This window comes from Bacillus sp. ISL-75 (genome assembly GCF_018613095.1).
Map to the genome: position 1 here is coordinate 109141 of NZ_JAGGQX010000052.1, position 25570 is coordinate 134710.

Consider the following 25570-nt stretch of genomic DNA (forward strand, 5'->3'; position numbering starts at 1 on the left):
CAGCTTTTTTGTGTTTGAAAAAGGCAGTTCCTTTTGGGTGTTCACGAAAAAAGCTGAGCAAATGTGATACAGTTCACTTCGATGATAATCATTCCCATCTATTATTAAGGTATGAAATATAAGGGGGTTGATTTTCAGTGGGGGACACAAAAGTTAACAACAAAAAAAAGCATGGTGAAAGGCAAGAGACACCATTAAAAGGAACATGGATTTCTGTAGGAGTGGTTGGGGTCGTAATTCTCGCTACGTATTTAATATTATATGGTCTTTATATGGCTAGAGTATAGGAGGGGATGATAGATATGAAAATGAGTCTTGATGAAAAAATATGGCTTACCTTGAGTTTCGGTATGATCGTGATATTCATGCTTATTACTGGCTATCAAGCATTTGCCTTGGAAATGGGACCGCCGAGTAATAATGAACTAATTGATCCACAAAAGGTAGACCAAACAGCACCATTCAAAAAACCGGGTATTACAAAGATTGGCGAAAATGAATATGAAGTAGTTATGACATTACAAGCTTTCAGTTTTAATCCAGGTAATATCGAAGTCCCTGCTGGATCGACAGTGCATTTTACATTAACCTCAAAAGATGTTGTCCATGGATTTGAAGTTGCAGGTACAAACTTAAATGCAATGGTCATGCCAGGACATATTCAAAAAATCACTCAAAAATTTAATAAAGCGGGAACGTATTTAGTGTTATGTAATGAATATTGCGGTGCCGGTCACCAAATGATGAGTACAACGATTACGGTTAAATAAAGGGGGGAAACAAAATGCAAACAGCAAAATCACAGACATTTAAAGATAAAGCAGGTAAAGTGATGGGAATCAGCAAGGAAGATGCCCTATTAACGAAATCATATATATTTGTAGCATTTATAGCATTACTACTTGGCGGAATTCTTGGCCTTGTGCAGGGACTGAACCGTGCAGGAATTCTGGAATTACCATCATGGATTAACTATTATCAAGTTCTGACAGCACATGGTTTACTATTAGTTGTTGTATTAACTGCTTTCTTTACGATTGGTTATTTTTATGCCAGTCTTTCACATACTTTAGGAGGGATTCTTCCAAAAGTAAGAAAGATCGCATGGATTGGCTTTGGATTGAAGATTGTCGGGTTTGTTTTAGCAGTAATTCCAATCATTATGGGTGATGCATCTGTCATGTATACTTTCTATCCGCCAATGGCAGCTGCACCAATGTTTTATATTGGTTTAGCATTAATTGTGGTTGGTGTTTGGATGTGTGCTTTCGGTGCCTTTATCCAGGTTGCGAATTGGAGAAAGAATAACAAAGGACAGCATGTACCAATACTTGCTTATTTTGCTACTGGAGTATTTGTCCTATTATTTTTCGGTTCCATGCCTGTAGCGATAGAAGTAATCGTTATGATTATTCCTTGGTCATTTGGCTGGGTCGAAACAATCAATGTTATGGTGGCACGCACACTATTTTGGGCCTTTGGACATACATTAGTTAATATTTGGTATTTAACTGCTGTTTCCGCATGGTATGTTATTGTACCTAAAATTATTGGTGGAAAACGCTGGAGTGATACGTTAACTCGTGTCGTTATTATTGGCTTAGTAGTTATGAATATTACGGGTGGATTCCATCACCAAATTGTTGACCCAGGAATTGATCCAGCCGTTAAATTTATGCACGTATTTATGAGTTTGGCGATTGGATTCCCGTCCTTAATGACATCATTCGCCATGTTTGCCGTTTTTGAACGTACAGCAAGAAAACAAGGTGGAAAAGGCTTAATCGGATGGTATAAAAAAATGCCATGGGGCGATGTTCGTTTCCTAGCTCCAATGATTGCGATGATTGCCTTTATACCTGCTGGTGCTGGTGGAATTGCTCAAAGCACTAACCAATTGGATCAGGTCGTTCATAATACGATGTGGATTGTTGGACATTTTCACTTAACGCTTGGCATGTCCGTAGTGATGACGTTCTTTGGCATTAGTTATTGGTTAGTTCCATATATTTCAAAACGTGTATTAACACCGCAAATAAATAAATTAGGTGTGATCCAAACTTGGATTTGGACAATAGGAATGATCTTTATGTCAGGGGCTATGCATTGGGTTGGATTACTTGGTTCCCCGCGTAGAACTTCTTTTACAACTTATGGAGACAATGCAACAGCATTAAGCTGGAGCCCATATTTAATGTGCTTAGCTGTTGGCGGTACCTTGTTAATTATTGGTGTTATTCTTCAAGTGTATGCAGTAATGAATATGATGTTTTTTGCACCAAAGGGAGAAACAGAATTTCCTATCGCTGAGGAAGAAGATAATGCAACTAAAACTCCATATTGGACAGAGCGTTGGGGCCTTTGGATTGTAATAATGCTATTAGTTGTTGCAATGGCCTATGTCATCCCATTAACTGAATTTATCGTTAATGCACCTCCAGGATCACCACCATTCAAAACTTGGTAATATAATATTAATTAAAAAAGAGATAGCTCGTTGGTATGGGCTATCTCTTTATACTTAATTTAGTCATATATAATTGCAAAATCAATAAATTGGGAAGTGATCTTCGTGATCAAAAATCGGCATAATACATTTGCGTGTTTGCTTGTTATCTTATTTGGGTGTGCGTTGTTCTATATAGGAACCGATGGATTCCGAGCATTTACGTCAGAAACGGCACGGGTCAATAAACTAATTGGCGATAAGCCCAAATTCCCTGAAGTAAGTTTTGAGGATAGTAAAGGGCGAAATTATTCTATTTCTGAGTTTAAGGGCAAGTATGTATTTATTACCTTTCTATATACGTCTTGTACAACAGTTTGCCCGCAATTAGAAATGAACATGTCTAAGGTTTACGATAAGATACCAAGCAAATATATGGGCAAAGATATTGAATTTTTAAGCATAAGTTTTGATCCTGTCAGGGATGATCCAGGTACATTAGAAAAGTACCGGGGCTATTTTAATAGTGATGGAGAAACATGGAGGATGGCAAGAATACCAAATCAAGCTGAATTGGATTCGTTGTTAAAAGAATTTGGTGTTATTGTTATTCCTGACGGAAATGGAAGTTTTGCACATAATTCAGCTTTTTATTTGGTGGATAAAAATGGCAGTCTGCTTGATGTCTTAGACTATAAAAAGATTGATGAAGCTGCTAATAAGCTTGTAGGCATTCTTAAGAAGGAAGCGGGGGAGTAATCTTGAAGCAATCAATCTATGGCTTATTGTTACTTCTTGCCTTAATACTTCCTCCTGTTGTAAATTTAATGGAATCAGTCATGGTTATTCACATGCATATGCAAATGCCTTTGTTAATTTTTACAGGATTTCTAATAGCACGATTTTTTCAACTGCGATTCCCTCACTTTTTTGAAAAATGGAATGGTAATGGTGTACCAGGAATTTTGTTGTTTGTTATCATAGTTGTTTACTGGACGCTGCCTCGTTCAATGGATGAAGCATTGAATGAACAGAGCATGGAACTATTTAAATTTGTCAGTTTACCATTATTAGCTGGTATACCACTAAGGGATAGCTGGAAAAAACTTCGCCCAATTGGGAAGGACATTACTTTTTACTTTTTTGCAATCTTGTTTTTTGGAATGGGCTGGTTGTACATTGACTCGCCTGTGCAATTATGTAATAACTACCTTGTAATCGAGCAAATCACGCTTGGCTGGGGATTTTTGACGACGGCAATCTGCATGGTAATTTATAAGGTTTATATCGCTTTTGTTGATCCATCGAAATATGAATAATTAAATACAGATGAGCCTAATCCTTTATGGATTAGGCTCTATTTTGTGAAAAGGCTAAAATACGAATGTAATTTGGTACTTTTTACAAATGATAACTGTTGGAAAAGGAAAATTTTTTGAAATTGAAATATACTATAAGGGAAGGGACGTGATGATTTTGAAAAAAGGTTATATGGTGATTGGAATAATTGTAGCAGTGATTGTTATTTTTGGTGCAATGTTAATTTCCAGCTATAACTCTTTTGTCAATTTAGAGGAAAATGTGGACCAGTCCTATTCTCAAATTGAAAACCAACTGCAAAGAAGACTGGATTTAATTCCGAACTTAGTAAATACAGTGAAGGGTTTTGCTTCGCATGAAAAAGAAGTGATTGCATCAATCTCAGATGCACGTGCAAGACTAGCCGGTGCGAATACGCCGCAGGCACAAGCCACAGCAAACGCAGAACTTTCAGGTGCGTTAAGCCGTCTACTTGTAGTCGTAGAAAATTATCCCGATCTTAAAGCAAATCAGCAGTTTACCCAATTAATGGATGAACTTGCAGGGACAGAAAACAGAATAGCTGTCGCACGTAAAGATTATAATGATCAAGTGGCGGTGTACAATAAAAAAGTAAAAAGATTCCCTGGGGCAATTATTGCAGGCATAACTGGGTTTGATGAAAAAGAATATTTTAAAGCGGACCCTAGTGCCAAAGGGGCTCCAAAAGTTGACTTTGGAGACAATCAATAATGAAAACAAAACGGATCTTCAGCCTTTTGTTGGTGTTTATCACTTTTTTTCTCTGTGCTGTGAATGCACAAGCTGAGGATGTCCAAATTCCGGCACCTGTTGGAGACATTTACGTACAGGATTTTGCCAATGTATTAAACGAAACAGAAAGAGCAGAATTAATCAATTTAGGCAGGAACATTGAAGACCAAACAACGGCACAAATTGCTGTTCTAACTGTGGGTACTATCGGGGATCGACCGATAGAAGAGTTTGCAAATGAAGCTTTTCGGCAATATGGAATCGGAAATAAACAGGGAAACAACGGTATATTGCTCGTCTTATCCATGCATGAACGCAAAGTAAGGATTGAAGTAGGCTATGGATTGGAAGGCAGAATTCCGGATGGAAAAGCAGGTCGAATTCTTGATGAATATGCCGTTCCATTTTTAAAAAATCAACAGCCAAATCGAGCAATTGTTGAAACCTATAAAGCTCTAACAAAAGAAGTCCTCGCTGAGTATGGCAATGAAGGAGACGTTAGTAAGCAGACACAGGCAACCGGTGAAAAAGGATTGGGTATTCCCGGTTGGTTAATGGTCATTGTTGTTATTGGCGTTGTGTTTTTAGATTTTAAGTTTTTTGGAGGAACGCTCACCTACCTTCTCTTATCTATAATCTCCAGAGGTGGAGGTAGAGGGGGCGGTGGTAGTGGTGGTTCTAGAGGGGGCGGAGGAGGTTCATCCGGTGGCGGTGGTGCAGGCCGAGGATGGTGATACCCTTTCCAGAAAGTGGAAAAACTGTTAGGAGGCCTTTCTCCTAACAGTTTTTTATATTCTATTAATTTTTTTTAATAAATTCTTATGGTTCGTCAGTTATCGTTGCCATTTTTCGAGCCCTTAGAAATTTTATTACATTTAAAACAATCGTTTTTACTACGGCATAGAACGGCACTGCCAACACCATCCCTAAGATTCCAGCTAAATTTCCTGCAGCGAGTAAAACAATAATAATTGTCGCTGGATGGGTATCCAATGATTTTCCAAGGATGAGCGGAGATAAGACATTGCCTTCAACCTGCTGAGCGATAACGATAATCACGATAACCAATAAGGCTTTGGTAGGTGAATCAAAAAGAGCAACAATCACAGCAGGGGCACCGCCGAGAATTGGCCCGACATAAGGAATTATGTTGGTAAACGCTACAATTAAGGCCATAACTAGCGCAAATGGCAAATCAATAATCAAGTAACCAAAAAAAGCAAGAGTTCCTACTGACAGGGCTACAATAACTTGTCCCTGAATATAGGAGGAAAGTGTTTCACCAGTCTCTTTCAACATAATCAACCCGGCATCTCTATATGTTGCAGGAAGGAATTTAGTGAGGGCCTTAGGGAACTTATGTCCATCCTTAAACATGTAGAATAATAAAAAAGGAACGGTGGCTAAAATGACCGCAATATTAGCAAACACACCGAGTATATTTGTAATGCCACCGGTAACCCTATCCGGTAAGGTATTTGCGTAGGCAATCAGTTTTTGTTTACCTGTTTCCAAAAGATCATTTTGCTCTTTCATGATCCATTTGAATTCAGAACTGCGTGATAGCTTATCAAAATACTGCAAGGTCTTGTTAGCATAATCAGGAAGTGCATTCGCAAGGGCGGTGAATTGCTCTGTGATGGCAGGGACCAAGCTGCCAATCGCTAATACCAGAATGCCAATAAACACGACATAAATGATGAGGATGGCAAGAATTCTCGGCACTTTTTGACGCTGAAGAAAATTAACGATTGGATTTAGTAAGAAAAATAGAAATCCGGTAATAAGAATTGGGAAAAAAAGAGTAGAGAAAAAGATCCCAATCGGCATGAATAAAAATGAAATCTTTGTTGAAACAAAGATGATGGTTAAAATTAATAGGATCTGGATTAACCCATATTGGAATTTTCTTTTTGACATTATGTACCCCTTTTTCTTTTATTATAGCTAAAATTATATCAAAAACATGGAACAGAAGACAAATTCTAGAATTTTTCATGGTGTCAGGCACCGCTCAAAATAAATGAAACTTTCGCCCCATTTTATCGTGTATTTAATAGGAATATTTTACATATGTGGAATAGGGGTGTTAAACATGGAATTGCAAAAAGAAGTGAATACTTTGAATGAGAATCCGAAGTTATTGGGAATGTTTACAAGTCCAGGTTTGCAGTTTGAGAGGATTAAGCAAAGCCCGAAAATATGGGTACCGCTTATTATTATTAGTTTTCTCTATGTGATCGGAATGTCCTTTATGGCACTATCTTTGGATGCGGATACTTTAATTGAACAGGGAGTGCCAAAAGACCAGATAGATTTGGTATTAACCATTACAAAAGTAACCGTTATGGTAACAGGTATCATTACGCCTATTTTTGGTGTGCTAATCAGCAGTGCGATCCAATTAGCGATTGCAAGAATCGCTAGTTCAACGGTTTCTTTTAAACAATTATTTTCTATGAATACTTATATCATGATAATCGGTGCAGCAGGTCTAATTTTAAATATGGCAATTAGCTTTGCAGCAGGTCTAATTTTAAATATGGCAATTAGCTTTGCAATCGGTGGAAACCCAGAAATATATATTACTAGTTTAGCAGGGCTGCTGAATCAAGAAAAGGCTGGTGTCTTAGGTTCTATCGAGGTATTTGGGATTTGGTCAGTTGTATTAACTGCACTTGGACTGAATAAAACAGCCCAATTTTCTAAAGGGCTTGCCTGGACGATTGCAATCATATTCTTCCTAATTAGTATTGGCTTTGGTTTGATAGGAACTCTATTGCAAGGAGTGCCGAAGTTATAATGAAAAAGAAAACTTGGATTGCGCTAGGTGTAATTAGTTTGGTCATCATTATGATTTCTGTCAGTGTCTACCGGCAAGTTTTTGCAAAAGGAATTTCCGTTAAAACCGCAGAAATCAGCCAAGAGGAGATCTCCTCACTTTTGATGATTCCCGGTACCGTGAAACTTCCAGAGGAACAACTTGTGTATGCAACTCCTGATAAAGGGGAGATCAAGGAAATGCTAGTAAAAGAAGGTCAAACAGTAAAGAAAGGCACTGTCTTGGCGCAATTGCAGAACGCTCAGTTAGAGCTTGAAATTGAGCAAAATAAATTATCGATCCAATCAGCTAACCTAAAAATAAGCCAAATAGATAAAAAAATAGAACAGCTAGAGGATAAAGAAAAGACGTTAAGTGAGCAGGTTGGAGTTGGAAAAAAGGAAGCTAAAAAACAGCTTGCTCCTGAATTTGAACAGCTTGAGATGGAAAAAGAGTTAGCGAATATAGAACTAAAGCAAACAGAGGTTCAAAAAGACCTGATTAGCAAACGCCAGGGTGACTTAGAGATTAAGAGTACAATGGATGGAATCGTTTTAGCAGCAAAAAAGCCAGTATCACCTTCGATCGAAGCAGCAAACGAGCCTATTATACATATTGGTAAGTTAGAAGGAATGACTGCATCGGGCCTTTTGTCTGAATACGATACACTAAAAGTTAGTAGTGGACAAAAAGTGATTATCAGATCAGATGCAGTACCTGGAAAAGAGTGGCAGGGTGTAATTACCAAGACTGCTATTTTGCCAGAGCAGAACCCAACCAGTTTGCAAAATGGCACCCAGGCTGTATAGTATCCCGTAACTGTAAAAATTTCCGGTGATACCAAAACGTTAAAACCAGGTTTCCAAGTCATTATGGAGATTGAAACGGACAAAAAGACAGCAATGGTCCTGCCGCTCGATGCATTATTTGATGATGGAGATAAGCCATATGTGTATCTTGTAAAGGATGGAAAGGCCAATAAGGAGAATGTCAAAACAGGCATCACATCAGGAAAGAAAATTGAAATCCTTGAAGGTGTTTCAAAAGGAGACCAAGTCATATCGTCGTTACCCATGAATCAGAAGTGGCGGAATACGCGAACCGAACGATTATGGTTAGAGATGGAATGATTCAATCGCCTTCTATGGGTGTTAGGGGGCCGGCCCTATGAGTTTTATGGAAAATCTTTTTATGGCTTTAAGCTCACTTAAAGCCCATAAGATGCGAAGTATTCTAACGATGCTTGGAATTATTATTGGTGTGGGTGCTGTCATAATCGTGGTAGCAATCGGACAGGGCGGAGAGGCGATGCTTAAATCACAGATTACTGGCCCAGGGAATACTATTGAGATATTTTATCAGCCTTCTAATGAAGAAATGCGTGCAAACCCTAATGTATTTCAGCAAGCTCCCTTCAAACAGGAAGATATCAGGGCGCTTGAACAAATTCCGGAAATTAATCGTGTGGTTGCATCAAGCACAAAATTGTCTACTTTTCGATTTCAAAAGGAAACAGGTGATGTGTCTACTACCGGTATAAATCAAGCTTATATCCATTTAAATGAGTTGAAAGTAGCAGAGGGAAGAAATTTTTCAGCTTCTGATTTTCTGGGCGGGCGTCGTGTGGGGTTAGTCAGTAACAAATTGCAGGAGGAATTATTTAAATGGAAAAATCCCGTCGGAGATATTGTTACAGTAGCCAATCAACCAATTGAAATCATTGGGGTTTTAGAAAAACCAACCGGACTTTTTTCCTTTGGATCAATGGAGGTTTATCTACCTTTCCAAACATGGAAAACTATTTACGGAAGCAGCGATTTTACTCAAGTAACCCTTCAAGCAGCGTCAGCTGAGCAATTGCAGGTTGCAGGTAAAAAGGCTGCTAAGCTTTTAAATAATCTGCATAATACGGAAAAGTCTTATCAGGTTATCAATATGGAGGAAATCGCTCAAGGAGTAGGGCAAATTACAAAAATCATGACCTTAATTATCGGGAGTATTGCCGGTATCTCTTTATTTGTTGGCGGGATTGGTGTTATGAATATCATGCTTGTTTCGGTGACAGAAAGAACAAGGGAAATAGGAATTCGTATGGCATTAGGCGCAACTCGAGGCCAGGTATTGACCCAATTTTTAATAGAATCGATGACACTTACCTTAATTGGCGGCATCCTCGGAATATTACTAGGCTGGGGAACGTCAACTATAGTGAGTTTCTTTGCTGGCTGGCCAGCCTTGGTGTCTTGGCAAGTAGTGTTAGGCGGCGTTTTGTTTTCGATGGTAATTGGTGTTGTGTTTGGACTGCTTCCAGCAAATAAAGCTTCAAAACTCGACCCGATTGACTCATTGAGATATGAATAAACAGGGTCTTTTTAAGGAATCTAGTACATAAAGTCTACACGATGTGTAGGCTTTTTCCGTTGAAACTGAATAGTTAAAAATATTTGCAGAAAATGGACTGTATGGTAAAATAATTTTAGGAATATTCAGTTAATATAATAAAATTGTGGCTGAGTTATAAAAATAGATTAGAAGGAGTCGAGCAGAGCATGGAGAAAGTGAATGTAGAGAATAAAGGCTATTTTGGAGAGTTTGGCGGAAGTTTTGTACCCGAGGATTTACAACTAGTAATGAACGAATTAGAAGAGCAATTTTTCCGGTATAAAGATGACCCGGAATTTATTGAGGAATTCAAATATTACCTAAAAGAATATGTAGGCAGAGAGAATCCGTTAACATTCGCTGAAAATTTAACCAAGCAAAATCAAGGGGCAAAAATTTATCTGAAACGAGAAGATTTGAATCATACAGGGGCACACAAAATTAATAATGCAATTGGGCAGATTCTATTAGCAAAACGAATGGGCGCAAAGCGAATTATTGCTGAAACGGGAGCAGGCCAGCACGGTGTGGCAACTGCAACCGCATGTGCCATGTTTGGGATGGAATGTATTATTTATATGGGTAAACTGGATACGGAACGCCAAGCGCTCAATGTCTTTCGAATGGAATTATTAGGAGCCAAAGTTGTACCTGTTGATAAAGGGCAGGGCCGCTTAAAGGATGCCGTCGATGAAGCCTTGGGCGACTTGGTGCAAAACTATAAAAATACCTTCTATCTATTAGGTTCGGCCGTGGGTCCTCATCCTTATCCAACAATGGTCAAACACTTCCAAGCAATTATCAGTGAAGAATCGAAACGTCAAATTCTTGAAAAAGAAGACAGGCTTCCAACAGCTGTAATTGCCTGTGCAGGAGGCGGGAGCAATGCTATTGGTGCCTTTGCCCATTATATTGACGAAAATGATGTGCGCTTAATAGGAGTTGAACCAGCTGAGGCACCGACGATGACTGAAGGGATCCCAGCTGTGATCCATGGCTTTAGATGTTTAACATTACTAGATGAGAAGGGCGAGCCTAAACCAACGTATTCGATTGCTGCAGGACTTGATTATCCTGGTGTCGGTCCTGAGCACAGCCATTTGAAAACCAGCGGGCGGGCCGAATATGTAACCGTAACCGGGCAAGAAGCACTCGAGGCGTTTCAGGTATTAAGCAAGACTGAAGGCATTATTCCTGCGTTAGAAAGTTCTCATGCTGTAGCATACGCCATTAAGTTGGCAAAAGAATTGGCAAACGACGATGTGCTGATTGTTAACTTATCAGGCCGTGGCGATAAAGATGTGGAGCAAGTATTTAAGATGTTAAAATAATTTAACAGCATTAAAATATTGACCTAAAAAAGAGTCGTTAGTAACAAATGTGAATTTGTTGCAGCGGCTCTTTTTTATTCATTTGAGCTATAAAGAATTTTTCTCTATAAATTGAATATAATTTTAGAACACATGTGACCGCACTTTGGATTCAAAAGGGGACAAGTATGTATAGGAAAAAAATAAAATTCTATATTGATTTTAGCAGGTCAGGTGGATTCCCTTTTTATCAGCGGGTTTTTATTATTTTCTTGGGGGCATCTCTGGTCGCTATTTCCTTGCAATTATTTTTGGTAGAAAATCATATTATAGACGGGGGAATTATTGGAATAAGCATCCTTCTTTCACATATTACAAGTGAAGAAATAGGATTGTTTTTGTTGATATTAAATACTCCTTTTTTCCTAATTGCATATCGATTTCTGGGTAGAAGATTTCTCATGCTAAGCCTATTTGCTATACTTGTCCTATCAATTGAAACCTATTTATTAGAACCGTTTCCTGTCATAACTGATAGCCCGATTGTAGTGATTGTCCTTGGAGGTATTAGTTTAGGACTCGGAGTTGGAATAACCATTCGGTTTGGCGGATGTTTTGATGGGACAGAGGTGTTGGCCATTCTGTTTAGTAAACGTTCCCCTTTTTCAATAGGGCAAATTATTCTGTTATTTAATATATTCATCTTTGGAAGTTCGATTTTCATATTTGGTCTCAAAGAGGCATTATACTCTATAGCAACCTTTCTCATAGCCTATAAGACTATTGATATTTCTATTCAGACTCATTAATTTAAAAGTTTTTCCTTGGTGTTTACTTGTTATAAATGGCGATTTCGATTTTTTTTCAAATAAAATTGATAATTTGTTGTTAAAATTTTATGAACAACCAATACAATTCTTATAAATTTCGACATGAGCCTTTTGAAAATCATAGAAATAGACTTGTAGGCATACTCACTTTTTTTAATCGTGAGATGAAGAGATTGCGAAGGAAAAATTTTAATTGAGAATAGGAAAACCTTATCTTATCATACCAAAATGCCCGGTCACCTATGTGACCGGGCGTTTTTTAGGTAACTTGAGAGCTATTGTTTCTTTAAAAATTCTAGCACTCTTTCATTCACTAAGTCATTGGCTTCGGTTACATAGATATGACCTGCACCTTGTATAGTCAAAAATTCAGCATTCGGAATTTTCTCTGCTAATGTTACCCCATTTTGGTATGGGACCAATTTATCTTCGTCTCCATGGATCACCAATGTAGGAATCTTGATTTGGTCAATCTCGCTGTAAGTATCATGGGCTAAGCAGGCCTGGAGCTGAAGTATATAGGCATAGGGAAGAACAGGTATCTCTATTCTTTTTTGGATGTCCTCTACAACTAATTCCCGCTGATTTTCGATAAATGCTTGACTGTAAAGGATTGGAGCCGTGGCCCATGCCATTTCTTCTGGTGTTGCAATAGAGGAGCCCCTTGAAAGCATTGACATCGAGACATCGGCACTAGGTTGTACATGATTTACTCCGCCTGAGGTTGTACAACCTAGAACAAGCGAACGAACCCGTGTGGGATACATAAGTGCTAATCTTTGTGCAATCATCCCCCCCATGGATATGCCATATACATGGGCTGAGTCAACACCGGCAGCATCCAAGACACACCTTGCATCTTCCGCCATTTTCTCGATAGAGTAGGGAGTATCTGGTTTGTCGCTGAGACCTGTACCGCGATTATCAAAAATAATTACCTTAAAATGCTCGCTTAAAGCAGGTAGAGTTTTAAACCAAGATTTTGAATTTAGTGACAACCCCATAATTAATAGTAAGGGTTCACCCTCACCATGAATCTCATAATAAAGATTAATTCCATTCCCGTTGGTTATTGGCATTCTAAAAAACTCCTCCTTTACATAGATAACGGTAAATTATATGATAATGTGCAATAGTAAAGAACATAGAAGAGGGGAGGAACCATCCTCCCCTTAACTTACTTTTGAGTGTTTTTTCAAAAAGTTGCGAAGAATCCTGTTAAAGGCATCCTTTTGCTCTAACTTTGCAATATGACCAGTATTCCTTATAATGACAAATTCAGAGTGTTGAATTTTTTTATGCATTAAAAGCTGCATCCAAACAGGAATTACTGAATCATATTGTGAAGTAATGGATGCGATTGGTTATGCTGCAAGCAAAGGCGCTGTCATTACATTAACGAAGGATTTAGCCGTTAAATTAGCACCATTTAATGTTCATGTGAATGCAATTGCTCCTGGATTTTTCCCGACTAAAATGGCTAAAGCCATCTTGGATTATTCAGGTGAAAAAATACTTGAGAGAACACCAGCAGGCCGTTTTGGTTCTGATGATGATATGAAAGACTTGCACTTTTCTTAGCTTCGGATGCTTCTAACTATGTTTATGGTCATGTACTTGTCGTTGACGGGGGCACGACTGCCAGTGTACAGTAAAAGGTAGATACTGACTGGCAGTTAAGAGGGGTATAAATGAAGTACACCCATCAAGAAATGGATGCTTTTTATAAAAAGCTTGAAAAAAAATGGAATGAACAAATCCATGCCCATACCAACAAACGCAGCTTTACTTTGGCTTTTGGGAGGGCATTGGAAGTACATGTGAAACAGATAAGAATTCACAAAAGGTTAACAACTAGGTGGTTAAAGCATTTAGATCTTCCGAATAAGGATGAAATAAGTGCTATTTCTGTAAGAATTGTAGATTATGAGGAAAAATTAGATTTTTTTGATGATGCGATCTACGAGATTAAACAAAGCCAGTTGAAGAACAATACCCAGCTAAGAATGGTTCGGAAGTCATGTGAAGACCTACTATCCGTTTTAGAAATGGAAGTAAAGGATATCCACGACTGCAAGATAAAAAGCCTAGAATCAGAGCTTTTAGAATTAAAACAATTTTTTTTTACAAATCATTTAAATTTGGAGGAGAATAACAATGACGAAAAAAACTGAAACTGTACTAGAAGTTGAAAACCAAGAAACTGTGGTAGATGTGGAAAAGGATTTAACAAGTCTAGACCTTGTATGGAAACTTGGCTTTAATGAATTGGATGCCTGGGCAGAGCGCTTTAACAAACAGGATGAACTTTTCTTAGAGACTGTAAAGAACTATGTGGAAAAGCTTAAACAGAATCAGGAAAATGCAATCACGATTGCTTCTCAATTTGGCATGGAACTTAAAAAATGGGAGAAAGCAGCACGCGAAGAATTACTTATGACCACAACTTCACTACAGAATTTTTTTCCAGTGAAATCCTATGAAGAAATTAACCAAGTAGTAGATGACATTCAAAATAAAACTGCAAATCTATTATTAACACCTACTCAAGCGTTAATAACTGGTCAATTGGAAGCACTAGATAAATACGTGGAAACAGTTGAACAATATATTGATTATCGAAAAAATGGCAGAGAAAAATATATTGAGAGTGTAAAGAAAACTAGCAATGTTTTATTTGAAAATCAAAAAGTATTTGTGAACATGTTGACTAAACAAGTCAAAACAGCGATGCTGCCATTTCAAAATTATATGAAGGACGTAACCGAGCAAGCTAAATAATAACAATATAGGAGTGTAAGTAATGTCAGGTAAAAAACCTTACGATCCATATGAATCCCTTCATAAGTTAAGTTTATTGTGGGAAAAACAGATTAATGATTTTATCTACCTGTTGACTGATAACAAAGATTTCGTGAAAATGTCCAAATTTGGGACTGAAATTAATTCCCGTTTTCTGGAGGAATTAAAAATGAATCAAGAAGCACTTGCTAGTGTACTAAATTTGCCTACTAAAAATGATGTCTCTAATGTTGCGACTTTAACGATCCAAGCAGAAGAGAAAATTGAAGCACTTGAGGGACAAATTTGGGAACTTCAAGATTCCATGAAGACCCAAAGCAAAGAGATTGAGAGTGTTGTAGAAATTTCCAAAGAAATTATTAAACTGACAAAGCAGCTTAAAATGGAATTAGTAAAAACGAAAAAAGAGCAAATAGACACAAAAGAATTACATGCCGAACTTCAAGAAATGAAGTTTGAAATCATGAAATTAACAAATTTTAAAGAAGAATTTGAGACTTTAAAGGGTCTTATTCTTAAAGGCACAAGTACGGAACAAGAGTTAACTGGATCAGGCTCATCCAAATAAAAATGAATCGGAGGTATGACATTGTCAACAGAAACACCATTAATGGGGTTCATTCCTGAATTGGATTATCAGAAAGAAATGGAACGTTGGTCTAATGTCTATAAGATTTTGAGTGAACCTGAGCCTAAGACAGGTCAGACTCCAAGAACTGAAGTATGGAAAAAAAATAAATCAGTTTTATGGTATTATCCTGCAAAACAGAAGAAGTATGAGATTCCTTTGTTTTTCGTGTATTCGTTATTTAATAAACCCTACATTTTAGATATAGACCCAAAGACAAGTGTTATTAAGAACCTAACCGAAATGGGCTATGATGTGTATTTATTGGATTGGGGTATACCAGGCTATGAAGATAAAAAAATCGGTCTTGACACCTATATCGAGAAATATTTAAAAACAGCGGTGAAGAGGGCTATTCGCCATTCTGGAGTAGAAGAAATTACATTAGTTGGCTACTGTTTAGGCGGGACGATTGCCTCAATCTATGCATCGATTGCAGAAGAACCCATAAAAAATTTAATTGTTGCAACCGTACCAATTGATTTCTCTACATTTATCGGACAAGATAAATGGGCTGAGGGCCTCAAAGAGGGAGATTTTAACATTGATCATTTCCTTGATGTTTATGGGGTGGTCCCGCCTAAATATGTTGAAATGATGTTTAGAGCGGTTGGATCACCAATTTATTTCACTAACTATACGATGCTTTTAAATCGAGCCCACGATCAGCGGTATGTGGATAAGTGGCGTCGAATGAATAAGTGGACTCTTGATCAGGTTCCTTTTACTGGGGAGGCTTATAAACAATTAGTTAATGACCTAATTAGGGATAACAAGCTTGTTAAAGGGGAATTAGTAGTTGGAAACAAAAAGGCAGATTTACGGAATATTGATGCCAATCTATTCGTTATTTCTGGCTCTAGAGACAATTTAGTTCTCGAAGAACAAAGTAAGCCAATTATGGATTTAGTATCTAGTAAGGATAAAACGTATCTTTGCGTTGAATCAGGCCATGTTGGACTTGCATTATCTGGTATGTTTGCGAGTATTGTTGATCAATGGGCATCCAGTCGCTCAAATCCGCTTTCAAAATGATTGTGTAATAAAGTTTGGTACAAGGAAATATATAATAAATATAGGCAATGAACAAGAGGAAGGAGAATCCTTCCTCTCTAACTTGCCGTTTTATGTTTGTTCAAAAATGTCCGTAGAACTTCGTTAAATTCATCTTTCGCCTCTAACTTAACAATATGGCCAGTATTCCTGAAAATAACAAATTCTGAATGGCGAATTTGTTTATGCATCATACATTGAATCCATATAGGGGTGATTGAATCATACTGCCCGCCAATAATTAAGGTTGGAACTTTTATCTTAGGGAGTAAAGTTATATTATTTACTTTTAGACATGCCTCCATTGCTTTAAAGAAAAATTCTTTGTTAGGCTTGTAAAATTTTGAAAAGTTTTCAAAATTTTCCTTTGACCAAGAATAGAGGCAGACCTTTGCTGAACTTTCTGTTATAGCCTCAAGAGCTTTTTTTTCTGCGCGTAATTTCCTGAATTTTATAAATAGTTTGCCCAGTTCTCTTGGAGCATAATGTAAAGTGCTTACCAGCATTAAGGAACGGCACATTTCAGGCGCTTGACGATATATTTCTTGCGCTACCACTCCACCCATAGACAATCCACAAATGTGCGCGCTTTCAAATCCAAGCCCTTTCACTAAACTGATTACATCACGAGCAAAGTTTTCTATCGATATCTCCCCAGGTGATATATACTCTCCATGTCCGCGTAAATCAGGGATAATTAAGTCAAACTGGTTCGCAAATTCAAACTGATGTGACCAACCCTCCTTCACCTCACCAAGACCGTGAATAAATACTAACGGCTCACCAGCACCAAGACGCAAATAAGGAATCTCGGAGTAACTTTTGAATATTTTACTCAACCTTCATTCCTCCTAGTTGTTTTATACAACTTATGTTCCCAATATTTGAACGGTGTATACATATATAATTCTGATTATTTTATTATATAATTACTTGTGGGGAAATATTACATATGGGTGTAAAACACATATATATGTACAGGTAGTCTCCTTATTCTTAAAAGTGAGAAAACAAGAGGCGGGAAAGTAAAGGGTAACTAAAATGAAAAAATGTTGTCAGGTTTAAAGGAGTAAAGTTTTTAGTTAAAATGAATGCTGTAAGGGAGAAAAACTAAGCTGCTTTGAGTTATGATAGGTAGATAAGAGGATTTTAAGTGAAAATGAGGTTTCGTTCATGATAAAAAAGTATATGACATTTCAAAAAAATAATGGTATTGCACCGTATATTTGGACGATTCTAGGTATATTACCGTTTTACTTTATTTTTCAATCACCTTCCACAATTGAAATTGTTGTAGGAATTTTACTCACGCTGCTATTCTTTATCTTTTACCGAATTGCGTTTATTTCAAAAGGCTGGCCGGTTTATCTATGGACGTTGATCTTGATCGGGATTTCGATTACTGCGAACAGCCTATTCAATTATGTTTATTTTGCATTTTTCCTTGCCTACTTTATCGGCAATATTAAAGATAGGGTTGCCTTTTTGACCTTGTATTTTATTCATTTGTTTAGTACATCGGTATCAATTAACTTCAGTATCGTCATGCATGAAAAATTATTTCTACAGCAATTGCCCTTTGTAATCATCATTTGGATTAGTGTGATCCTTCTTCCGTTTAGTATCCATAACCGAAAGGAGAGGGGGCAGCTTGAAGAAAAGCTAGTGGATGCGAATAAACGGATTTCGGAACTAGTCAAAATAGAAGAGCGCCAGCGGATTGCCCGGGACCTTCATGATACACTCGGTCAAAAGCTTTCACTCATCGGTTTGAAGTCAGATTTGGCACGAAAATTAATCTCGAAAGATCCTGATCAGGCACGGAATGAATTGAAGGATGTTCAGCAAACAGCTCGGACGGCATTAAGTGAAGTTAGAAAAATGGTTTCTTCGATGCGTGGGATCCGCTTGAAGGACGAAATCCTCCGTGTTGAACAAATCCTAAACGCTGCCCAAATAAATTTTGTGCGTGAAGGGGATTTTACACCATCAAATGTCTCGCTGTTAACGGAGAATATTTTAAGCATGTGTTTGAAAGAGGCCGTAAATAATGTCGTTAAACATAGTGAAGCTAAGTCATGTTCCATATCGATCGAACAAACGTTGAAGGAATTGGTAATAAGAGTTCAGGATGATGGTATCTTTAAGGGGGAGAAGGAAAAGTTAGCAGAAGGTCATGGGCTGATTGGTATGAAAGAACGGCTGGAATTTATTAATGGCAGTCTAGATATTTTGACAAAAGATGGAACAACGTTAATCATAAGTGTACCTAATGATGTCAAATCTGGTTTGGATAAGGAGGATAAAAAATGATTAAAATCGTGATTGCTGAAGACCAGCAAATGCTTTTAGGAGCCTTTGGTTCATTACTAAATTTAGAAGATGACATGGAAGTTGTTGGAAAGGCCTCAAACGGAGAAGAGGCCGTTGCGCTGGTGAAAAAGTTTCAACCTAATGTCTGTATTATGGATATTGAAATGCCTGGCAAGAGCGGACTGGAGGCGGCTGAAGAGTTGAAGGGTCTTGGCTGTAAAGTTATCATTTTAACCACCTTTGCCCGGACAGGTTACTTCCAACGGGCATTAAAAGCTGGTGTGAGCGGCTATTTGTTGAAGGATAGTCCTAGTGAAGAGTTGGCTAACTCCATCCGAAGTGTGATGTCAGGAAAACGAATTTATGCGCCAGAATTAATGGACGATGTATATGGAGAAGAAAACCCGTTAACTGACCGGGAAAAAGAGGTGCTAGAGCTTGTAGCTGTCGGAAAAAATACGAAAGAAATCGCAGAAGAACTTAGCATCAAAACAGGAACTGTCAGAAATTACATCTCGATCATCCTCGACAAACTTGAAGTTAAAAATAGAATCGAAGCAATAACTCAATCTAAAGAAAAAGGCTGGTTCAAATAAAGAGTGTTTTTACGGTGTCAGGCACCGTTAAAACACTTTTTTTTTTCGCATGAACTAAGTAGGTCAGACTGGGGAAGTGTAAATCCTAAATAAATGATTAAAATTTTCTTGAATTATAATCGGGTGCTAATTCCCTATTAAGGTTGCAAATAAGTTTTATTTTTTTGAAAAGTGTAGTTTACTATAATAGAAAGTAAATATAGGAAGTTTATTGCAGAAAGGGATTGATTTTTTGATGGGAGAATCAATAAAAGATGAGATAGATGGCAGCAAGGTAATGCCCCGCTCCCAACGGTTATGGATGGCTGGTATCCTCGGTACGTTAGCAGCATTCGGTCCCTTGTCGATTGATATGTATTTACCTGCTCTCCCTGAGTTAGCAAAAGATTTTCACTCAAATCCTTCATTGGTTCAATTTAGTTTAACCTTTTTCTTGCTGGGATTAGCTTTTGGTCAGCTGTTTTCTGGTCCACTCAGTGATGTTTATGGGCGCCGTAAGCCGTTGCTTATCGGATTAATCACTTATTTTGTTGTTTCACTCTTATGTGTATTTAGTCCCTCGATTTGGACATTTATTATTTTACGATTAATTCAAGGGCTCGCAGGTTCCGCTGGAATTGTTATTTCACGGGCGGTTGTTCGGGATTTATATTCAGGTTCAGAATTAACCAAATTCTTTACGTTGCTTGCATTGGTTAATGGCCTCGCTCCGATTCTAGCACCTGTTGTGGGTGCACAGTTCTTAAAAATTGTACCTTGGCAAGGTATATTTATCGTCTTAAGTATAATCGGATTGCTGATGTCCATTGTTGTATTTTTCTGGCTTCCAGAAACACATCCTGAAGAAAAAAGGGCTGCAGGAGGGTTGAAAAATACGTTTGTTACCTTTAAAAACCTCATTTTAGATCGCAGTTTCATGGGATATGCTTTAGTACAAGGACTTGTTTTTGCTGCTATGTTTGCGTATATTTCAGGCTCACCATTTGTGGTGCAGAATATATATGGCGGCTCTGCCCAAATGTTTAGTTTGATCTTTGCTATAAATGGGATTGGAATCATGATTGCTAGTCAAACGACAGGAAGATTGGCTGGTCGAATACACGAATCAAAGCTGTTCGTTTTTGGAATTGGGATGTCTTTTTTTGGTGGAATTATACTACTGCTTCTTTTGATTTTACATGCTGACTTACTAATTGTCTTACTGCCACTATTCTTTGTGGTAACCAGTGTCGGGGTGGTTAATACGGCAGGATTTTCCCTTGCTATGCAAAAACAAGGGAAGTCTGCAGGCAGTGCATCTGCTCTTTTAGGAGTCATGTCTCTTTCCTTTGGAGGAATTGTTGCTCCCCTTGTGGGATTAGGAGGAGAACATACAGCGATACCAATGGGAATTGTCATCTCTTGTGCTGGTGGGGGAGCGGTCCTTTTATACATGTTTCTTGTACATAACAGAAACCAAACAAATTGAGGTTACAAGGGAAAGTAAATTTCGGCTTCAAATTCGACTGTAATAACGGCAGCTACGCTTCAGCTGCCGTTTTGTAATTATCAATAAAGCCTTTAATATATTCAAATACTTCCAAAGGGCGCTCTTCTGGAAGGGCATGGCCAGTATCTTTTAACACAATCAGCTCAGAGTTGGTTAGGTCTTTATTTAGCTTTTCTCCTACATTAAGCGGCATCGATTTATCATGATCCCCCCAAAGTAATAAACAAGGTGTTTTGATTTGGTTTAGGATCTCAACGGGCAAGTCTCCCTCACGGTCACGAATCATTCTTGTAAGCGCGACGAAAATCTCATCTTCTAAAAAAGGCTGTAAGTACCCATTTATCATTTCTTCGTTGATAATGGCATGGTTAAATAGTGCGTCTTGAAGATTCTTTTTTACACCAGTCCGTGCAAACCAATATTTTACGAAGAGATGGAAATAGGGAAGGTAGCTAGTCAAGATTAAGGGCAATTTAGAGCGTTTAAGATAAGCTGAACTGCAGAGTAGAATGGCTGTATCTGCTAGCTCTGGCATCATATGAAGGATATTTAATACAATTTGCCCACCCATGGAATGACCAATAAAGGTCATTTTTTTTAACCCCAAAGACTCCGTAAGTTTTATGACAGTTTGGGCTAAATTCTTGTAGGAATAGACATAACGGTTACATTTCGCACTTTTCCCAAATGGGGGAAGATCAACGGATAGTACCTGGTAGTCTTTCTTCAAAAATGAGATTAAATGGCGAAATGTGAAGGTAGAAGAAAGGAACCCATGTAATAATACAAACGTTTTTTCCGATGTTTGATTTGGATAAAATTCATAATATACATTAATGTTATTAACTGGTCGATAACCTGATAAGACTGTTTGTTCCATCTAAATCCCTCACCTGCTCCGTCAATAAAATAGATGAGTATAATGTTCCCCAAAAATCGATACATACACAAAAAAATCTGCAGATAGCAAAACAGCCCAAACATAGTTATAAAATAAAAATTTTCGAAAAGTTAGTACAAAAAACCTACACAAATCTGATAATACTTAATATAAATGGATATTTTTGGTGTGCGTCCATCCGTCGTGGACAAATGGGGAAAGTGTCTTTTTGCGGTGCCTGACACCAGCTTTTTGTGTTTTTGGTCATTTGGTAAAAATTTTTTTTTGATTTTCGAAATAAAGTGTTTGAATTTTTAGAAAACTCCTTGTATAATTAAAAAAAACGTAAGGAGTTGATTTCCATGGAAAAGAAATTACTTAATTCACCACAACATTCGGATGAGAATACAGATGCTGTAGTTGCTGAGATGTTTCTAAATAATGCCCTGCTAGAGTTTAAGAGGGAGAAAATCCGCAAGGAAATCGACCAAACATTACAACATGGGGATAAAGAATTATTCCTAAGGTTAACAGAAGAGTTAAAGAAAATTTCTTAAATCATTTACTAACTAATCCTATTACTATTAAAAAAGAAGCCCTATCCAATCATTGGATGGGCTTCTTTCTGTTTTCAGCTCAGCTATTGTCGTCATCAGCCTTGTTATCGTCATCACCGCTATGTCTGTTCTGATGAGCACCGTCATCGGCAGTAGTAATATAACCACTGTTAGTATCATCAGCTATTACTTTTATCACTGTTTGACCATGTTCTGTTTCAATTTCTACCTTTTCCCCATTAACCTTTGATCCTATCTTTTTGTCATCCTGATGAATTGAGTCATCCACTCGAGTATCCTTTTTTGAAGCTCCCACAGCCACTGCTCCACCCAAAATAAGTAACCCTGATAATGCACCAACAGAAAAATCAACTAATTTATCACCAAATTCCACAGCAAGTTCAAAAATTCATTCATTAAGGACTGAATAAAAGTTCTCTCTTCGTGGGTGTCAGTTACTTCTTCAGTGGTGCCTGACACCCATTTCAAGTATGATATAAAAAGAAAAACAATTAGGGGTGAAATGTTTGCATCAACTTCATTTGTACAGCAAAAAAATTCCTTATTCTTATTCAAAATTTTTCAGTCAGTTTCGTGTACTTGCTGAGAATAGCACCCATCATGTGCTATTGGAAAGTGGGCGTGGCGGGCGTTACAGTATTGCTGCGTTCCAGCCTGAAACGATTATCAAAGGTAAGAATCGTACACTTGAAATTCACGATGATAAGGGTTCTGAGAGGTTGGAAGGAAATCCGCTTCACTTATTGAAGGAATGGATGAGCCAGTATCATGTTGATAAAATAGAAGGTCTACCGAGTTTCCTCGGCGGTGCGATTGGTTACATAAGCTATGATCATGCTCGTAACATAGAAAAACTGCCTGAGATAGCAAAAGATGATTTAGAAATGCCGGAAATTTACTTTTTCATAGTAAAGGAATGGTTTATTTACGACCATGAACAAGATCTATTATGGCTGTTGATAGTGGCTGAAAACGATCAGGATATTGATAATCGGTTAGCATTTTGGGAACAACGCTGGCTTCATGAATCGTCATCTAATCCACGTCATAAAGCAGATAAGATTGATTTGGATCAATTAGAGGTTTCGATGACAGAAGATGATTTTAAACAGGCAGTAACAAAAGTACAACAATATATTTCACAAGGTGATGTGTTCCAGGTGAACCTAGCAGTCCGCCAATCAAAACCGATTGAAGTTGAGGCACTTAAAGTGTATGAACAATTAAGATCCTTAAATCCATCTCCATATATGGCCTATCTTCATACACCAGACTTTCAGCTTGTAAGTGGATCACCGGAACTGCTTGTTAAAAAAAATGGACAAGAAGTAAGCACCCGACCCATCGCCGGCACTCGTTCAAGAGGTAAGAACCACGAAGAAGATATCAAACTGGCCAATGAATTAATTGAAAACGAAAAGGAACGAGCGGAACATGTAATGCTAGTGGATTTAGAGCGGAATGATCTTGGCAGGGTATGTAAGTACGGAACAGTTGAGGTCAATGAATTTATGGTCATTGAAAAATACTCACATGTGATGCACATCGTCTCCAATGTAAGAGGGGAATTGGCGGAAGACAAATCTAGCATTGATATTATAGATGCTGTTTTCCCCGGTGGGACCATTACAGGCGCGCCTAAGGTTCGAACAATGGAGATAATAGAAGAGCTTGAGCCTGTCCAACGGGGAATTTATACGGGATCACTCGGTTGGATTGATTTTAGTGGTAATCTAGAATTAAACATTATCATCCGAACCATGCTCATTAAAGATGGAATGGCACATGTTCAAGCTGGTGCCGGGATTGTTATTGATTCTAATCCAAAGCATGAATACAAAGAGTCTATGAAAAAAGCAGCTGCATTATGGAAGGCAAAAGAAATGGCAGAGGAGTAAGCAAAAATGATTTTTATGATAGATAATTATGATTCCTTTACCTTTAATTTAGTTCAATACTTAGGTGAACTTGGAGAAGAATTGTTGGTTAAACGAAATAATCAAACGTCTATTGCCGAGATTTCAGAACTACAGCCTGAATTCTTAATGGTTTCTCCAGGGCCATGTAGTCCAAATGAAGCGGGAATAAGCTTGGATGCAATTAAAGCATTCGCAGGAAAAATCCCGATATTTGGTGTGTGTCTAGGTCAGCAAGCAATCGCCCAAGCATTTAATGGAGAGGTTATTCGAGCAGAAAGACTCATGCACGGGAAAACATCCGATATGTATCATGATGGAAAGACGATTTTTCAAGGTTTACCGAACCCTTTTCCAGCGACACGATACCACTCATTGATTGTCAAAAGAGAGACTCTTCCAGATTGCTTTGAGATTTCTGCATGGACAAAAGACGGGGAAATTATGGCGATTCGTCATAAGGAATTACCAATTGAAGGAGTTCAGTTTCACCCCGAATCTATTTTGACTACTTCGGGAAAAGATCTTTTGCGCAACTTCGTCCATCATTATAAAAATATTGTAATGCAAAAGGGTCATTAAGTATGGTGATTTATTTAAACGGACAATTTTTAAAAAAAGAAGATGCGATGATTTCCCCGTTGGATCATGGTTTTTTATATGGAATGGGATTATTTGAAACGTTTCGAGTGTATGAAGGGTTTCCCTTTTTATTAGATGATCATCTAACACGTCTAAATCAAGGTTTAGAGGTGCTTAACATTAATTACCGATTTCATCGTGAAGAAACGAATAGAATCTTGCAGGATTTACTGAAAATAAACAATTTATCTAATGCCTATATCCGCTTGAATGTCTCAGCCGGAATAGGTGATGTTGGTTTGCAGGTGGAACCTTACAAGGAACCGAACATCCTTATTTTTCCTAAGCCGTTACCGCTGGCAGGAGAATTATCGGAAAAAAAGGCTGTTTTATTGAAGTTGAGGCGGAACAGTCCAGAAGGAATTGAACGAGTAAAGTCACATCATTTTATGAATAATATCTTGGCAAAAAGAGAGATTGGAAATGCTGCTGATATTGAAGGTATTTTCCGAACTGAGGATGGATACTTAGCTGAAGGGATCGTCTCTAATATCTTTTGGGTAAAAGGTAACGTCTTATATACTCCTTCAGTACAAACAGGTATTTTAAATGGGATTACACGGCAGTTTGTTATCGAATTAGCGAAGAAACATAATCTTTGTGTTAAAGAGGGATTGTACTTATTAAAACACGTTCTTGAGGCCGATGAGATGTTTGTAACCAATTCAATACAGGAAATCGTACCAATTACTTCATTTGAGGGTCATCAATTACCAGGTAAACAGGGACAAGTAGTTCAACAATTACATCGCGAATATCGCCATTATTGTCAAAGTCTGTGGTCAAGGAATGGTTTAAGGAGTGAATAACC

30 protein-coding genes and 1 pseudogene are annotated in these 25570 nt (G+C 37.8%); 25 read left to right on the plus strand and 6 right to left on the minus strand.

The window, feature by feature from the left end:
• Positions 1-137: 137 nt before the first annotated feature.
• The 7 genes from J7E63_RS20715 to J7E63_RS20745 all read left to right on the plus strand — a co-directional run bounded on the left by J7E63_RS20715 (position 138) and on the right by J7E63_RS20745 (position 5253).
• Complete coding sequence (locus J7E63_RS20715) at positions 138-287, plus strand: hypothetical protein (protein ID WP_215015712.1); 150 nt, start codon at positions 138-140, stop codon at positions 285-287.
• Between the two features lie 15 nt (positions 288-302).
• Positions 303-770: a cytochrome c oxidase subunit II gene (locus tag J7E63_RS20720; RefSeq protein ID WP_215015714.1), complete on the plus strand. Its 468-nt coding sequence runs from the start codon at positions 303-305 to the stop codon at positions 768-770.
• A gap of 14 nt (positions 771-784) precedes the next feature.
• Positions 785-2467, plus strand: a complete 1683-nt coding sequence (locus J7E63_RS20725) for a cbb3-type cytochrome c oxidase subunit I (protein WP_215015723.1) — start codon at positions 785-787, stop codon at positions 2465-2467.
• A 105-nt stretch (positions 2468-2572) separates the two neighbouring features.
• Positions 2573-3205 carry an SCO family protein gene (locus J7E63_RS20730; RefSeq protein ID WP_168242542.1) on the plus strand — a complete coding sequence of 211 codons (633 nt, stop codon included), beginning with the start codon at positions 2573-2575 and terminating at the stop codon, positions 3203-3205.
• A 2-nt stretch (positions 3206-3207) separates the two neighbouring features.
• The gene (locus J7E63_RS20735; RefSeq protein WP_215015725.1) at positions 3208-3765 is read left to right on the plus strand and encodes a hypothetical protein; all 558 of its coding nucleotides are present in this window, start codon (positions 3208-3210) and stop codon (positions 3763-3765) included.
• A 172-nt stretch (positions 3766-3937) separates the two neighbouring features.
• Positions 3938-4498, plus strand: a complete 561-nt coding sequence (locus J7E63_RS20740; RefSeq protein ID WP_374193772.1) for a LemA family protein — start codon at positions 3938-3940, stop codon at positions 4496-4498.
• Positions 4498-5253 (plus strand): TPM domain-containing protein, encoded by a 756-nt coding sequence (locus J7E63_RS20745; protein ID WP_215015735.1) that lies wholly within the window; start codon positions 4498-4500, stop codon positions 5251-5253. The genes J7E63_RS20740 and J7E63_RS20745 overlap by 1 nt, the downstream gene beginning before the upstream one ends.
• An 85-nt stretch (positions 5254-5338) precedes the next feature.
• Here the strand turns inward: J7E63_RS20745 and J7E63_RS20750 are convergent, their stop codons facing one another.
• The gene (locus J7E63_RS20750; protein ID WP_215015737.1) at positions 5339-6439 is read right to left on the minus strand and encodes an AI-2E family transporter; all 1101 of its coding nucleotides are present in this window, start codon (positions 6437-6439) and stop codon (positions 5339-5341) included.
• Between the two features lie 175 nt (positions 6440-6614).
• Between J7E63_RS20750 and yknW the strand changes: the two genes are divergently transcribed.
• From yknW to J7E63_RS20780, 6 genes are all read left to right on the plus strand, one after another.
• Complete coding sequence (gene yknW, locus J7E63_RS20755) at positions 6615-7322, plus strand: YknW family membrane protein (RefSeq protein ID WP_215015739.1); 708 nt, start codon at positions 6615-6617, stop codon at positions 7320-7322.
• Entirely contained in the window at positions 7322-8149 is an 828-nt protein-coding gene (locus tag J7E63_RS20760; RefSeq protein WP_215015747.1) for an efflux RND transporter periplasmic adaptor subunit, read from the plus strand. The genes yknW and J7E63_RS20760 overlap by 1 nt, the downstream gene beginning before the upstream one ends.
• 63 nt (positions 8150-8212) lie before the next feature.
• Positions 8213-8470, plus strand: coding sequence for a permuted SH3 domain-containing protein (locus J7E63_RS20765; RefSeq protein WP_215015749.1), 258 nt, complete (start codon positions 8213-8215; stop codon positions 8468-8470).
• A 37-nt stretch (positions 8471-8507) separates the two neighbouring features.
• A complete protein-coding gene (locus tag J7E63_RS20770) occupies positions 8508-9701 on the plus strand; it encodes an ABC transporter permease (protein ID WP_215015757.1) in 1194 nt (397 codons plus the stop codon).
• Between the two features lie 188 nt (positions 9702-9889).
• Complete coding sequence (gene trpB / locus J7E63_RS20775) at positions 9890-11053, plus strand: tryptophan synthase subunit beta (protein WP_215015759.1); 1164 nt, start codon at positions 9890-9892, stop codon at positions 11051-11053.
• A gap of 167 nt (positions 11054-11220) precedes the next feature.
• Positions 11221-11841, plus strand: coding sequence for a YitT family protein (locus J7E63_RS20780; RefSeq protein WP_215015761.1), 621 nt, complete (start codon positions 11221-11223; stop codon positions 11839-11841).
• Positions 11842-12137: 296 nt separating this feature from the next.
• Here J7E63_RS20780 and J7E63_RS20785 read toward each other — a convergent pair whose 3' ends face one another.
• Positions 12138-12941 carry an alpha/beta fold hydrolase gene (locus J7E63_RS20785; protein WP_215015768.1) on the minus strand — a complete coding sequence of 268 codons (804 nt, stop codon included), beginning with the start codon at positions 12939-12941 and terminating at the stop codon, positions 12138-12140.
• Positions 12942-13034: 93 nt separating this feature from the next.
• Entirely contained in the window at positions 13035-13178 is a 144-nt protein-coding gene (locus J7E63_RS20790; protein ID WP_215015770.1) for an alpha/beta fold hydrolase, read from the minus strand.
• Positions 13179-13209: 31 nt separating this feature from the next.
• On the opposite strand from J7E63_RS20790, the pseudogene J7E63_RS20795 reads away from it, so the two are divergent.
• From J7E63_RS20795 to J7E63_RS20815, 5 genes and pseudogenes are all read left to right on the plus strand, one after another.
• Positions 13210-13517, plus strand: a pseudogene (locus tag J7E63_RS20795) (SDR family oxidoreductase); the annotation flags it as partial.
• A 36-nt stretch (positions 13518-13553) separates the two neighbouring features.
• Positions 13554-14036 (plus strand): hypothetical protein, encoded by a 483-nt coding sequence (locus J7E63_RS20800; protein WP_215015772.1) that lies wholly within the window; start codon positions 13554-13556, stop codon positions 14034-14036.
• Positions 14020-14643 carry a hypothetical protein gene (locus tag J7E63_RS20805; protein ID WP_215015774.1) on the plus strand — a complete coding sequence of 208 codons (624 nt, stop codon included), beginning with the start codon at positions 14020-14022 and terminating at the stop codon, positions 14641-14643. Before J7E63_RS20800 ends, J7E63_RS20805 begins: the two co-directional genes overlap by 17 nt.
• A gap of 22 nt (positions 14644-14665) precedes the next feature.
• Positions 14666-15232, plus strand: coding sequence for a polyhydroxyalkanoate biosynthesis repressor PhaR (locus tag J7E63_RS20810; RefSeq protein WP_168242579.1), 567 nt, complete (start codon positions 14666-14668; stop codon positions 15230-15232).
• Between the two features lie 21 nt (positions 15233-15253).
• On the plus strand, positions 15254-16327 hold the full coding sequence (locus tag J7E63_RS20815; protein WP_215015778.1) for an alpha/beta fold hydrolase: 1074 nt from the start codon (positions 15254-15256) through the stop codon (positions 16325-16327).
• A 77-nt stretch (positions 16328-16404) separates the two neighbouring features.
• Here J7E63_RS20815 and J7E63_RS20820 read toward each other — a convergent pair whose 3' ends face one another.
• On the minus strand, positions 16405-17184 hold the full coding sequence (locus tag J7E63_RS20820; RefSeq protein ID WP_214999484.1) for an alpha/beta fold hydrolase: 780 nt from the start codon (positions 17182-17184) through the stop codon (positions 16405-16407).
• Between the two features lie 334 nt (positions 17185-17518).
• On the opposite strand from J7E63_RS20820, the gene J7E63_RS20825 reads away from it, so the two are divergent.
• The 3 genes from J7E63_RS20825 to J7E63_RS20835 all read left to right on the plus strand — a co-directional run bounded on the left by J7E63_RS20825 (position 17519) and on the right by J7E63_RS20835 (position 20722).
• Positions 17519-18658, plus strand: coding sequence for a sensor histidine kinase (locus tag J7E63_RS20825; protein ID WP_215015779.1), 1140 nt, complete (start codon positions 17519-17521; stop codon positions 18656-18658).
• The gene (locus J7E63_RS20830; protein ID WP_215015782.1) at positions 18655-19254 is read left to right on the plus strand and encodes a response regulator transcription factor; all 600 of its coding nucleotides are present in this window, start codon (positions 18655-18657) and stop codon (positions 19252-19254) included. Before J7E63_RS20825 ends, J7E63_RS20830 begins: the two co-directional genes overlap by 4 nt.
• A gap of 235 nt (positions 19255-19489) precedes the next feature.
• Positions 19490-20722, plus strand: a complete 1233-nt coding sequence (locus J7E63_RS20835; RefSeq protein ID WP_215015965.1) for a multidrug effflux MFS transporter — start codon at positions 19490-19492, stop codon at positions 20720-20722.
• Between the two features lie 52 nt (positions 20723-20774).
• Here the strand turns inward: J7E63_RS20835 and J7E63_RS20840 are convergent, their stop codons facing one another.
• Entirely contained in the window at positions 20775-21623 is an 849-nt protein-coding gene (locus J7E63_RS20840; RefSeq protein WP_215015784.1) for an alpha/beta fold hydrolase, read from the minus strand.
• Between the two features lie 362 nt (positions 21624-21985).
• On the opposite strand from J7E63_RS20840, the gene J7E63_RS20845 reads away from it, so the two are divergent.
• Positions 21986-22180, plus strand: coding sequence for an IDEAL domain-containing protein (locus J7E63_RS20845; protein ID WP_098933134.1), 195 nt, complete (start codon positions 21986-21988; stop codon positions 22178-22180).
• A 79-nt stretch (positions 22181-22259) separates the two neighbouring features.
• Here the strand turns inward: J7E63_RS20845 and J7E63_RS20850 are convergent, their stop codons facing one another.
• Positions 22260-22502 (minus strand): hypothetical protein, encoded by a 243-nt coding sequence (locus J7E63_RS20850; RefSeq protein ID WP_215015786.1) that lies wholly within the window; start codon positions 22500-22502, stop codon positions 22260-22262.
• A 205-nt stretch (positions 22503-22707) separates the two neighbouring features.
• Here J7E63_RS20850 and pabB point away from each other — a divergent pair, with 205 nt between their 5' ends.
• The 3 genes from pabB to pabC are packed head-to-tail and all read left to right on the plus strand — an operon-like array spanning position 22708 to position 25568.
• Positions 22708-24099, plus strand: a complete 1392-nt coding sequence (gene pabB / locus J7E63_RS20855; RefSeq protein WP_215015792.1) for an aminodeoxychorismate synthase, component I — start codon at positions 22708-22710, stop codon at positions 24097-24099.
• Positions 24100-24105: 6 nt separating this feature from the next.
• Positions 24106-24699, plus strand: a complete 594-nt coding sequence (gene pabA / locus J7E63_RS20860) for an aminodeoxychorismate/anthranilate synthase component II (RefSeq protein WP_215015793.1) — start codon at positions 24106-24108, stop codon at positions 24697-24699.
• 2 nt (positions 24700-24701) lie between these two features.
• Positions 24702-25568, plus strand: a complete 867-nt coding sequence (gene pabC, locus J7E63_RS20865; protein WP_215015794.1) for an aminodeoxychorismate lyase — start codon at positions 24702-24704, stop codon at positions 25566-25568.
• The last annotated feature ends 2 nt before the right edge of the window (positions 25569-25570 follow it).